The organism is Conexibacter woesei Iso977N (assembly GCF_000424625.1).
Taxonomy (GTDB): Bacteria; Actinomycetota; Thermoleophilia; order Solirubrobacterales; family Solirubrobacteraceae; genus Baekduia; species Baekduia woesei_A.
Genome location: NZ_AUKG01000004.1, coordinates 291,633 through 304,050, shown reverse-complemented (window position 1 = coordinate 304,050; position 12,418 = coordinate 291,633). Strand labels below are relative to the sequence as shown.

Here is a 12,418-nt window from a genome sequence, read left to right as displayed (position 1 = left end):
CGCCGGAGCAATCTCGGCGGTGGCGCTCGTGCTCCCGGCGGCCGCGCTCGCGGCGCCAGACGGCGACGCGCAGGTACGCGGCACCGTCAAGGCCTACCTGGGCGCGGTCCGCCTCCGCGACGCGCCGCGGATCTGCGCGCTCCTCGGGCATCCCGGCGCGCGCTGCGCCGGCGACGTGGCCAACCAGCTCGCCCCGCTGCACGGCGCGCCGCGCGTCGAGTCGGTCGCGGCCGCCGGTTCGCGCGGCCGCGCGGTGGTCGACTACGCGGCCTACGAGGGCGTCAGCGACGGCGGCGTCTACCGCCGCACGCGCCTGGTCCTGCGTCGCCGCGGCGGGCATTGGCGGATCGTCGCGACCGCGACGCTGCCGGGGACCGCGTTCTTCACGACGCTCCCGGACCCCGCGCCGCGCGGCGGCGGCACGCGCGCCCGCCTCGCGCGCCTGGTCGACGACGTGCAGCTCGGGCTGTCCGGCGACCCGGTCCTGGCCTGCTCGGTGCTCGCGCACCGGCCGGTCCCGTCCGCGTTCGCGTGCGGCACGCTGGTCTCCGACCACGCGGTCGTCGGGCCGCGCGCCGCCGCGCGCTGGGGACGGCTGCGCAGCTTCACGCTGAGCGCGGGCGGCACGCGCGCCCGGATCGCCGCGGCAGTCACGACCAGCGCGGTCGCGCGCCCGCGCAGCGGGAGCTTCGCGCGCCGGACGACGACCCGGACCGAGACGCTCTTCGCCCAGCGCGAGCGCGGCGGCGCGTGGCGGCTCGTCAAGGCGCCCGCGTCGTTCTACGCCGCGCTCGGCGTGCCCGCGCCGGCCGACGTCGCCACGCCGGACCCGGGCGCGACGTGGCCCCAGCCCGAAGCCGCGGTCCCGTCGCTCTCCGAGACGCCGGTGCCCGCAGTGTGCGCGGTCCCGCCGCTGTTGTGGCCGGGCGTCCGCACCTGCGCGCACGCGATGCAGCTCGTCGGCGCGACGCTGCCCGACGGCCGCGGCGTGGTCGCCTGGTCGGACGGGCGGACGATCCGAACCCGCGCCGTCGGCGCCGGGATCGCGGCCGCGCCGATCGCCGCGCTGCCGGTGATGGCCGGGCGTCAGGACATCTGGGACGTCGGGCTCGCGCCCACCGGGACCGGAGCGCTGGCGATCGAGTCCGGCTTCGACGCCCGCGGCTGGTCGGCGCGCGCCACGCCGCTGGACGGCGCCGGCCCGGCGCAGACCACCGACGGCCCGCGCGCGGACAGCGTCCAGCTCGTGCCCGTCGCCCAGGCACCGGGCACCGCGGGCGCGGCGCTCGCGATTGGCGCCGGCTCGCGGATCGAGCGCCTGACCGCGACCGGGACGCGCGCAGCGCCGGACGTGAACGTCCCCGGCGCCGAGGACCTCGGTCAGGACACGCGCCTGGCGCGGCTGCCCGACGGGACCTACCTGCAGGTCACGAGCGCGTACGAGTACGGCGGCGACCGCCTTGTCCTGACCCGCCTCGGCGCTGACGGCCGCGCGCGCGGCACCGCCCGCGCGATCGCGCCGGCCGCGGCCGGGTTCGGCGTCACCGCCGACCCGCCCGCGCTCGCGGTCGACGTGGCCGGCCAGGTCCTGATCGTCTGGCGCGAGGACGACGGCCGCGGCCACCAGGTGGTGCGCGGCTGGACCGGCGACCCCGACCAGCCCGCCGCCGAGCCGGTGGCGATCGCGTCGCGCTCCTACACGCCGACCAGCATGGCCGACGAGCCGGCCGCCGAGATCGGCATCGACGCCGTCGGCGTGCTCGGCCTCGCTGCCGCCGCGCTGCCCGGCGACCGCGGCTGGGCGGTCGCCGTCGGCACGGCCCAGGACGCGACCGGCGCCGGCGTCGAGGCCGGCCGCCTCACGCCTGCGGGCACGCTCACCACGCCGCTGCGCGCGATCACCACCAACTACGGCCCCAACGACGACGGCACGCCCGGCTTCGCGCTCGCCGGCGACACCGTCGCCTGGATCGCGCCGCCGCAGATCGCCGGCCTTCCGCAGGTCCGCAGCGCGCCGCTGCCGTGATCCGGCGGCGGGGTGGGGCGCCCCGCTAGGGTCCGGAGGATGGCGGCGAACGGCACCCACGAAGAGCTGTACTTGATCGACGGGAGCTCGTTGGCCTACCGGGCGTTCTTCGCGCTGCCGGAGTCGATCGCGACCTCGACGGGGTTCCCGACGAACACGATCTTCGGGTTCGCCTCCATGTTGGTCAAGCTGCTGACCGAGCACGGGCAGAAGCCGACGATCGTCGTCTGGGACGCGGGTCACTCGGGCCGCAAGGAGATCTCCTCCGAGTACAAGGCGACGCGCCAGTCGCGCCCGGACCTGCTCAAGGAGCAGTGGCCGCACCTCGGCCCACTGGTCGAGGCGTTCGGCTACAAGAACGTCTCGGTCCCCGGCTACGAGGCCGACGACGTCATCGCCTCGATCGCCGAGAAGGCGCGCAACCAGGACGTCCCGGTGATCGTCGTCACCGGCGACCGCGACATCTTCCAGCTGATCGACCCGGACTCGAAGGTCCGGGTCATGGCGACCGGCCGCGGCATCACCGACACCAAGTTGTATGACTACCAGGCGGTCATCGACCGCTACGGCCTGCCGCCGGAGTCGATCCCGGACTTCTACGGGCTCAAGGGCGACACGAGCGACAACATCCCCGGCGTCCCGGGCATCGGCGACAAGACCGCCGCCCAGCTGCTGGACAAGTACAAGGACTTGGAGACCGTCCTGGCGTCGGTCGACGAGATCTCCGGCGCCAAGCGCAGGGAGAACCTCGTCAACCACGCCGACGACGCGCGGATCTCCAAGCAGCTGGCGACGATCATGCGCGACATCCCGGTCGACGTCGACCCGGCGGCGGAAGCGGCGGCGGAGCCGGACCGCTCCAAGCTGCGCGAGGTCTTCCGCGAGTTCGAGCTGCGCGCGCCGCTGGCGCGCCTGGAGGAGGCGCTGGCCGCCGACGACCAGGCCGGCGTCCCCGCCGCGATGCCCGCCGAGCCCGAGAACGTCCGCGTGCGCGCCCGCGAGGGCGGCGTCGGCGAGGTCCGGGCGCTCGCGCAGAGGTCCGACGACGCCGAGGTCGCGCTCGCGCTGATCGCGCCCGAGATCCCCGAGGGCCAGCTGCTGGCCGAGGAGCCCGTCTGGCGCTTTGGCGCGTGCGTGGGGGAGGAGGCGATCGTCGGCACGCTCGACGACCCCCAGGAGCTGATCGCCGCGCTCGGCGACCGCCCGGTGATCGCCCACGACGCCAAGGCGTGGGGCGTCGTGCCACAGAACCTCACGCACGACACGCTGCTCGCCGCCTACCTGCTGGAGCCCGCGCGCCGCGGCTTCCCGTTCGCCGAGCTGTGCGAGGAGCGCGGCTTCAAGGTCGAGTCCGACCAGCCGCTGGCCGCCGAGGCCGCGCTGCTGCAGGCACTGACCGGCTGGCAGCGCGAGCAGCTCGACGACCGCGGCCTGACCGGCCTGCTCGACGAGGTCGAGCTGCCGCTCGTCGCGGTGCTGCGCGACATGGAGGTCGAGGGCGTCCGCCTCAACAAGGAGCGCCTGGCGGAGATCCGCGTGCGCGTCCAGGACGAGATCGCCGGCCTGGAGCGCGAGATCTTCGAGCTGACCGGTGAGCAGTTCACGATCGGCTCGCCGCAGCAGCTCGGCGTGGTCCTGTTCGAGAAGCTCGGGCTGTCGCGCAAGCGCCGCGGCAAGACGGGCTTCAGCACCGACGCGCGCGTCCTGCAGGCGATCCGCGACGAGCACCCGGTCGTCCCGAAGATCGAGCGCTGGCGCGAGCTCAACCAGCTGATGAAGACCTACCTCGACGTGCTGCCGCAGGTGGCCGACGAGGAGTCGCGCATCCACACCACGTTCGTGCAGGCGGCAGCCACCACGGGCCGTCTCGCCTCCACGAACCCCAACCTGCAGAACGTGCCGGTCCGGACCGAGCTGGGCCGCGAGATCCGCGGCTGCTTCGAGGCCGCGCCGGGCAACGTCCTGATCTCGGCCGACTACTCGCAGGTCGAGCTGCGCGTGATGGCGTTCATCGCCGACGAGCCCGTGTTGAAGGACATCTTCGTCCGCGGCGAGGACGTGCACACCGCGACCGCGTCGCAGGTCTTCGGGCGGCCCGCCGAGGAGCTGACGCCGATGGACCGCTCCAAGGCCAAGATGATCAACTACGGGATCGTGTACGGGTTGAGCGACTACGGGCTCGCCGACCGGTTGAACATCCCGCGCGAGGAGGCCAAGGCCTTCATCGACGCCTACCTGGAGCGCTTCGGCCGCGTCGCCGCGTTCATGGCGACGACGATCGAGGAGGCCAAGGAGCGCGGCTTCGTCACGACGCTGTTCGGTCGCCGCCGCCAGCTCCCGGAGCTGCGGGCGCGCAACTACCAGGTGCGCACGCTGGGCGAGCGCCTCGCGGTCAACACGGTCATCCAGGGCACGGCGGCCGACGTCATGAAGCTCGCGATGATCGGCGTGCACCGGGAGCTGAAGCGGTCCGGGCTGAGGACGCGGATGATCCTGACGATCCACGACGAGCTGCTGTTCGAGGGCCCGCCGGAGGAGGCCGAGCAGGTCAAGGCGCTCGTCGAGCGCGAGATGCTCGCGCCGTGGGGCGACCGGACGCCGCCGCTGGACGTCGACGCGGGCGTCGGCGTGACCTGGCTCGAGGCGAAGTAGCGAGGCCTACAACAATGGATCGCGGGTTCGCGGCCGTCCTGATGGTGGTCGCCGGAGGGTTCATCGCGCTGCAGTCGCCGATCAACTCGGGGCTCGGCAAGGCGGTCGGCGCGCTGCAGGGCGCGTTCGTGTCGTTCCTGATCGGGACGCTCGTGCTGTTCGTCGCGGCGGCGGTCGCGCGCGGCGGGCTGGCCCGGGTCGGCCACGCCGGCGACGTGTCGTCGTGGATCTACCTGACCGGCGGCGTGCTCGGCGCGGGCTACGTGACGTGCGCGCTGCTGAGCGTCCGGACGCTCGGGACCGGCGGCGTGATCGCGACGACGATCGCGGGCGAGCTGTTCGTGGCGGTGCTGATCGACCAGTTCGGCTGGTTCGGCGTCGACAAGCAGCCGATCGACGCGACCCGCCTCCTCGGGATCGTCCTGCTCGGCGCGGGCGTCCTGCTGGTCGTCAAGCGCTAGGCGCGGCGGCGACCCGCCGCGAACGCGCAGGACTTGCGCGCGGCGGGGCAGGCTCGTTACGATCCGCACGAGCGAAGTCCGTCACGTTGGAGGTCCGCCATGTCCGCCGTCCATCTCCCGCATCCGCTGCGCGACCACCCGGCCGCGACGCGAACGGCGGTCGACGCGTTCTGGGTGCTGGCGATCGGGGTGATCGCGGCCTACGCGTTCTTCGCGGCGCTCGGCGCCTTCGCGCCCGGGGACTCGGTCGCGCTGACGATCGTCGTCGCGATCCTGCTCGTGCTGTTCTGCGTGCGCGCGTGGACGAGCAGGCACAGCAGGGCGCCGGCCCCCGAGAAGGACCCGCGCCTCGTCCACGCCCGCGAGCGCCGCGGGTTCTGAGCGGCTAGGCCGCAGCGGGCAGCGCCGTGCCCGAGTCGGGCCCGGCCGGACGCGGCGTCTCCGCCGTCCAGGGCTCCCTCGCCCACGGCCGCGCGCCCTCCAGGGCGAACGACGGCGGCGCGATGTTGAGGTAGTGCGTGAACGCCCAGCGGATCGTCCTGGGCGAGCGCATCAGCTCCAGCGCCGTGTCCATCGCCGGGTACCTGTTGATGCCCGAGACGATCGACTGCACGCGCCACAGCCAGTCGAACGCCCACCTGTGGTCGGCGCTGAACGACCCGTAGCGGGTCAGCGCCTGCTCGCGGGTCTGGCGCCCCTCGATCACGGCGCGCAGCTCGCGGCCGCAGGCGAGGCCGAAGTAGAGCGCGGTGCGGATGCCCTCGGCGGTCGTCGGCAGGCAGTGGCCGGCGCTGTCGCCGGCGAAGAAGACGCCGTCGCCGGTCGACGGGCGCAGGCGATGGGGGATCCAGTTGCCCTGGTAGCCGCCCTCGGTCCCGATCCTGAGGTCGTCGGCCAGCTGCACCGTCGGCTCCTTGACGTGCAGGCGCGGATCGAACGAACCGACCCCGGTTCGAACTTCATCCGCGGCCGGGAACGCCCACGCGTAGCCGGGGACGATGTACTTGGGGTCGAGCCACAGCTCGAGGTCGTCGCCGGTCGCGGGCGGGTGCACTTCGAGCCCGCGCGAGAGCCGCGCGTTGGGCGGCTGGATCGCCTTGGCGCTCTGCTCGCTGAGCACGCGGCGCCAGCCGAGCGCATCGACGACGAGCGGCGCGCGCAGGTCGCCGCGGTCGGTGTGGACCGTGTGGACGGTCCCGCGCGTGATGCCGTCGACCTTGGCCGTGTCGAACGTGAAATCGCCCTGAGCGGCCAGCAACTCGCACAGCTGGCGGTAGTCGAAGGTCGAGAACGTCCACGGCAGCGTCCAGCGATGCGTCTTGCTCGGACGGTGCACGACGATGTCGCGGAAGGTCTGGCGGATCGACGGGCCGAGCCCGAGGTTGTCCAGCCACTCGGTCGGCGCGGCGCACGCCGAGGTCTGCCGTTCGCCGATCTCATAGCGGTCGACGACGATGATCCGAGCGCCGGATCCGGCCAGCTCACGGGCCACCGCGAGGCCCGCAAAGGAGGCTCCGCAGATCACCACGTCGTAGTCCCCGGCGAGCGGCGTTCGCTCAGCCCCTCTCTTCGTCGCGCGAACCGGCATGCGACGCCCGATCGTAGCCGGGGTTCGCGACGGCTGCCCGGCCGCCGTCCAAGTGCCGTTTCGCGCTACCCTCCCTGGTCGCACATGACCCAGACCATTACACCAACTCCCGAGGCGAAGATCGTCGAAGGCAGCGATGGCTTGCTGCTTGAGATCGACGGTCACATCGTCCCGAATTACGACGCGACGTTCTCGCTCTTCGAAGAGGGCGACGTCGTCAGCGGCAAGGTCGTCCGCATCGACAACGACGAAGTCCTTGTCGACATCGGCTACAAGAGCGAGGGGGTCATCCCCTCCAACGAGCTTTCGATCCGCAAGAACGTGGATCCGCATGACGAGGTGGAGCTCGGCGAAGAGGTCGACGCCCTCGTCCTCACCAAGGAGGATCAGGACGGCCGCCTGATCGTCTCCAAGAAGCGTGCGCGCTTCGAGAAGGCCTGGCGCAACATCGAGGCCGCCGCCGAGTCGGGTCAGCCCGTCACCGGCACGGTCATCGAGGTCGTCAAGGGCGGCCTGATCGTGGACCTCGGTGTCCGCGGCTTCCTGCCCGCCTCGCTGGTCGACATCCGTCGGGTTCCGAACCTCGACGAGTACATGTCGCAACCGATCGAGTGCAAGGTTATAGAGCTAAACCGGTCGCGAAACAACGTGGTCCTGTCGCGACGGGCCGTGCTGGAAGAGGAGCGCAAGGAGCAGCGCCAGGAGATCCTGGACCGCCTGCAGCCCGGCCTCGTCGTCGAGGGCGTCATCTCGAACATCGTCGACTTCGGCGCGTTCGTGGATCTGAACGGCATCGACGGTCTCATCCACATCTCTGAGCTGTCGTGGTCGCACGTCAACCACCCGAGCGAGATCCTCAACATCGGGGACACCGTTCAGGTCAAGGTCCTGGACATCGATCGCGACAGACAGCGCATCTCGCTGGGTCTCAAGCAGACCCAGGAGGATCCGTGGCAGCGAGTCGTCGACACCTACAACGTGGGTGACGAGCTCGAGGGCACGGTCACGAAGGTCGTGACGTTCGGCGCGTTCGTCGAGATCCTCGACGGCGTCGAGGGCCTCGTCCACATCTCCGAGCTCGCGGCGCACCACGTGGAGAACCCGCGTGAGGTCGTCCAGCCGGGCGACGTCGTGCGCGTCAAGATCCTGGAGATCGACTCCGAGCGCCGGCGCCTGTCGCTGTCGATCAAGCGGGTCGAGGGCCAGATCCTGCCGAGCGAGGTCCGTGCGCGTGAGGCCGGGCTGCCGGCGCCGGGCGAGGTCGCAGCTGCGGCCGCCGCCGAGGGTGCCACGGCCGGTGACCTCGACAACGTCGCGGACCTGGGTTTGAGCGAGGACGTGTTCGCCGGTGGCGACGCGCCCGCGGACGTGGCCGAGGTGGCCGAGGTCGAGGACGCCGACGCCGAGGCGATCGCCGAGGCCGCTGCCGAGGAGTCGGGCCTGCCGATCGAGGCTGCGGACGACGCCGCCGTCGAGGCGCCGGAGGCCGACGAGGCTCCGGAGGCCGCCGCTGAGCCGGAGGCCGCCGCCGAGCCGGAGGCCGCCGCTGAGCCGGAGGCCGCTGCCGACGAGGCCGGCGCCGCCGACGCCGAGGGCGACGAGCCCACGGCCGAGGCCGACGCCGAGCCGGAGGCCTAGGAGCCGCGGCTTCGTGGCCGCAGATCCGCCAGACAAGAGTGACGCCGACGGCCGCGCAGACAGCGCGGCCGTCGGTCGTTTCCGCGTGCCGTTCGTCGGGCTGACCGGCGGGCTGGGATCCGGGAAGTCGACGGCGCTGGCCGCCCTGGGGCGGTTGGGCGCGGCGACGATCTCGACCGACGCGGTCGTCCACGAGCTGTACACGTCCGACGAGGTGCTCGGCGCGATCCGCGAGCGCTGGGGCGACGACGTGATCGCCGCCGACGGCAGCGCCGACCGCGGGGCGATCGCCCGGCACGTGTTCGCGACGCCCGCCGAGCGCGAGTGGCTGGAGAGGCTGCTGTGGCCGCTGGTCGGCGCGCGCGTCTGGGCGTTCCGGGTCGAGCAGGAGAGCGCGGACCCGGCGCCGAAGGCAGCGGTGGTGGAGACGCCGTTGCTGTTCGAGGCCGGGATGCACGAGATGTACGACGCGACGATCGCGGTGATCGCCGACGAGTCGGTGCGCGCGGCGCGGGCCGCGGCGCGCGGTCACGAGGCGGTCGACGAGCGCGCGGCGCGGCAGCTGTCCCAGGACGAGAAGGCGCAAAGAGCGACCTTCGCGGTGCACAACGACGGTACGGAAGCTGACCTCGAGACCACGCTGTCCTCCGTGCTTGGCAAGCTGACGGCTTCCCGATGAGCACCCGGACCGCGACAGCCTCCCGCCGGCGTCAGCCGGCAGCCGCCCGCCGCGGGGCGTCGGTCGCGCAGATCCGGCGCCGGCGCCTGATGGCGATCGCCACGACGATCGTCCTGGCGGTGTGCGCGGTGCTCGCGCTGAGGCCCGCGTTCCACCATGCGGTCACCGAGATCTCGCTGCCGCTGCGCCACGAGGACATCATCCGCCAGCAGGCGCGCGACAAGGGCCTCGATCCGGCGCTGATCGCCGGCGTCATCTACGCGGAGTCGCGGTTCATCGACGGCCGGACGAGCAGCGCCGGGGCCAAGGGCCTGATGCAGCTGACGCCCGCGACCGCGCAGTACATCGCGCACAAGTCCGGCGGGACGGCGTTCCAGGTCAGCGACCTCGGGACGCCCCAGGTCAACATCGCCTACGGCGCGTACTACCTGAAGTACCTGATGCAGCGCTACGGCGACGACGTGCCGCTGGTGCTCGCCGCCTACAACGCCGGCGAGGGCAACGTCGACAAGTGGGTCGCGGCCGCCAAGGCCCAGGACAAGTCGCTCAACATCTCCGCCATCCCCTTCGGCGAGACCCGCTCCTACGTGACCAAGGTCATGGCCGCCCGCAAGCAGTACCGCACGACCTACCGGTCCGAGCTCGGCCTCTAGCCGACCTCGGTACACGCGGACCAGAGGCGCCTCCTCAGCGCCACCTATGTCGTCCACGGCCGCACCGTCAGCGCTGCCGACGTCAGCGGTACCGGCGCGTTGTCGATCCTGGCGTCTCGCTCGTTTGCCAGAGTCTCCGTCGACATTCGGGGTTCGCTACGCAGCTCGGAATGCCTGATGATTGCTAATTGTGCCAACGATCAGCAATCACTTAGGATATTGGGGTGACGACAGCTCCGAACTCAGGCTTGCTTCGCCGGCTCGATCTCAAGGACTCGTGGCGATCCCTGCATAGGGACTTTTGGCCAGCCGATATCGCAGCCGGACGACGCACGATCATGTATGGCCATAACGGCAGTGGGAAGTCCACGTTGTCCGAGTTGCTTCTCAGCCTCGCCGAAGGCGACTGCGCCACAGGCATCGTGTGGGAGGACGGGGATAGGCGGCGGACTGCCGTCGCAACTGGCGGAGCCGGTCCCTCACCCGCCATGGCGGTCTTCACTCGCAGGTGGGTCGAGGAGAACCTCGCCGAGTTCCTGGAGGGGGCCGGCGCGTCAGCGATCGTGTCCCTCGGGCGCGAGGCCATCGATGCCAAAGAGGAAGAGACAAGGCTCGTTCAGGAGATCGAGGAGCTTCACGAGGGAGCGCGAGAGGCCGCTAGGGAGCAGAGGGCAGCCGACAGGAAAGTCAACGAGATGGCCAGGCGCGTCCAAGATCGGATCGTGTCTGAGCTCGAGGAGTTCGATTTCAAGCACTACACGAAGAATCGCTACTCGCTTCCCATAGTCCAAGATCGTCTACGGAGGTACAGGGGCGACATCCCTGACGACAACGCCCATGCCGAGGCGTTGAAGCGCCTAGGAGAGAGCGCCCCGTCTGCCGTGCCGGAGATCCCCGAACCACCGTCCGGCATCTTCGGCGCGCTCGCCGGTCTGGCTGAGCTTCTTGCCGAGACGCCCGTCCGGACTGCCATTCAGGCGTTGGAGGATGACCCGACGGCACAGAGGTGGGTTGAGCAGGGAATTGAGATGCATGATGGTTTGGAGCACTGTCTCTTTTGTGCAAATGAGATTTCCAACCAGCGGCGCCTGCAACTCGCGCAGCACTTCGATGAAAGCTGGCTCAGGATCCGAGGCAACGCCAACAACTTGCGGGACTCTGTCCTCAGCGCAAGAGAGAGGCTCGTGTCGTGGCACTCTGGGTTGCCCTCCGTGGAACTCATGGACAGCGAGTCCCAAATGGTCTACGGCAGCGCGCTGGACCGTGCGGCTTCGGCAGTACAAGACCGCCTCGCCGTCATGGATGCTGTCGAGCGCGTGCTTAAGGCCAAGGCTGACGACCCTAACGTCAGGCCGACGGCGCCGGACTTCTCGTTGCTGCGCGGTGGTCCGTCGACCACGGTGCTAGCCGAGGCGGTCCTTGGCCACAACGACCGCGCAGCTAGGCATAGGGAGGTCACCGAGGACCGCGAGCGGACCGTGCTGGCGCATCTGATCGGCTCGCACAGCTCGGGATTTCGAGAACTCGAGGACCAGGCCAGGAGGTGCGCCGTCAAGAGCAGGACTAGTGTTGAGTCGGCACGTTTGGCGGAGCTACGGCTGGATAAGGTTCGCCAGTCGCAATTCACCACCAAAGCGATGGCCGATATTTTGACGCGCGATCTTGCCCGCGTCTACGGCAAGGAACATCTCAGCATCGCGGTCACCGCTGACGGAAAGTCGTACGCCTGTCGCCGCGGTGACGCGCCGGGGAAGGATCTCAGCGAGGGCGAGCGGACGACGCTTTCGTTGTTGTACTTCTTGCGGAAGTTGGAGGATGAGCAGTCAGCGGGCGACGAACCGTCGCGGCGCATCGTGGTGATCGACGATCCGTCCAGCTCTCTTGACCGAGAATCACTGTTCGCAACTCATCAGTGGTTGGTGGACACGCTCAACAAGTTTGGGCAGTACATCGTCTTGACCCACGATTTCAGCCTGTTGCGGCTGTTCATCAAGTCTCAGAGGAGCCAGTGGACGAAGTCGAGGCGGAGGATCCGTGAGGGCGATGTCGCCGAACGACATTTTCCAAGGGTTTCGTTCATGGAGATGTACGCGACTTCGCTCGACGGCGAGCGCAAGTCATGGATGGGCGCGCTGCCGGAGCTTTTGCTGAACAACACCTCGGAGTACGCCTATCTCTTCGAGATGGTCATGGCCGGCGTCGCTGCATCCGAGGATCACGAGCGCCTGTTCCTTCTCCCGAATGCAGCCCGTCGCGTGCTCGAAGTGTTCGCCAGTTACAAGGTGCCCGACCGTCCGGATTTCCTGCGGCAGCTCGAGGCGCTCGTTGAGAGCAGGCAGGGCGAGCCATTTCGCGACGTCTACGACTTCTGCAATCGCTTTTCGCATGGCGAGGGCAACGAGAGCGTGGACGTACTCGACGCTCGCGCGGTCCAGGGGCAGATCCGGCGGTGCATGGAATTCCTGCGCGCGGTCGACGCCGACCACTTCGAGCGCATGTGTCGAGCCACTCACACCGAGGCCACCGCACTTCCCGAGCGGACCTGACAAGGAACCGCGAATCGACGCGCCTTCCTTCGCACCTTTCCTCGTCGGGAGCTGCTTCGTGGCGGCAACCGATGCAGGGCCGACGACGCCCGAGATGGCATGGAGTCACGTTCTGTGAGCCGTTCATCCGCCGCGGGTGATGTCTGACGCTCCCAGCGTCGGTGATGGTGCACGT

General features: G+C 70.3%; 9 protein-coding genes. 8 read left to right on the top strand and 1 reads right to left on the bottom strand.

Annotated elements, in window-relative coordinates; all coding sequences use genetic code 11:
* The first annotated feature begins 19 nt into the window (after positions 1–19).
* The 4 genes from H030_RS0125905 (at position 20) to H030_RS0125890 (ending at position 5,520) form a co-directional block, all read left to right on the top strand.
* Positions 20–2,026, top strand: a complete 2,007-nt coding sequence (locus tag H030_RS0125905; RefSeq protein WP_027008272.1) for a hypothetical protein — start codon at positions 20–22, stop codon at positions 2,024–2,026.
* A gap of 39 nt (positions 2,027–2,065) precedes the next feature.
* Positions 2,066–4,678: a DNA polymerase I gene (gene polA, locus H030_RS35310; RefSeq protein WP_035129835.1), complete on the top strand. Its 2,613-nt coding sequence runs from the start codon at positions 2,066–2,068 to the stop codon at positions 4,676–4,678.
* A gap of 14 nt (positions 4,679–4,692) precedes the next feature.
* A complete protein-coding gene (locus H030_RS0125895) occupies positions 4,693–5,139 on the top strand; it encodes a DMT family transporter (protein ID WP_027008271.1) in 447 nt (148 codons plus the stop codon).
* A gap of 99 nt (positions 5,140–5,238) precedes the next feature.
* The gene (locus H030_RS0125890) at positions 5,239–5,520 is read left to right on the top strand and encodes a hypothetical protein (protein ID WP_027008270.1); all 282 of its coding nucleotides are present in this window, start codon (positions 5,239–5,241) and stop codon (positions 5,518–5,520) included.
* Positions 5,521–5,524: 4 nt separating this feature from the next.
* Here H030_RS0125890 and H030_RS0125885 read toward each other — a convergent pair whose 3' ends face one another.
* Positions 5,525–6,475, bottom strand: coding sequence for an NAD(P)/FAD-dependent oxidoreductase (locus tag H030_RS0125885; RefSeq protein WP_155892279.1), 951 nt, complete (start codon positions 6,473–6,475; stop codon positions 5,525–5,527).
* A 336-nt stretch (positions 6,476–6,811) separates the two neighbouring features.
* Here H030_RS0125885 and rpsA point away from each other — a divergent pair, with 336 nt between their 5' ends.
* The 4 genes from rpsA (at position 6,812) to H030_RS0125865 (ending at position 12,243) form a co-directional block, all read left to right on the top strand.
* On the top strand, positions 6,812–8,365 hold the full coding sequence (gene rpsA, locus H030_RS35305) for a 30S ribosomal protein S1 (protein ID WP_051223761.1): 1,554 nt from the start codon (positions 6,812–6,814) through the stop codon (positions 8,363–8,365).
* A gap of 85 nt (positions 8,366–8,450) precedes the next feature.
* On the top strand, positions 8,451–9,044 hold the full coding sequence (coaE, locus tag H030_RS0125875) for a dephospho-CoA kinase (protein ID WP_027008268.1): 594 nt from the start codon (positions 8,451–8,453) through the stop codon (positions 9,042–9,044).
* On the top strand, positions 9,041–9,697 hold the full coding sequence (locus H030_RS0125870) for a lytic transglycosylase domain-containing protein (RefSeq protein ID WP_027008267.1): 657 nt from the start codon (positions 9,041–9,043) through the stop codon (positions 9,695–9,697). Before coaE ends, H030_RS0125870 begins: the two co-directional genes overlap by 4 nt.
* A 224-nt stretch (positions 9,698–9,921) precedes the next feature.
* Complete coding sequence (locus tag H030_RS0125865; protein ID WP_196809274.1) at positions 9,922–12,243, top strand: AAA family ATPase; 2,322 nt, start codon at positions 9,922–9,924, stop codon at positions 12,241–12,243.
* Positions 12,244–12,418 lie beyond the last annotated feature (175 nt).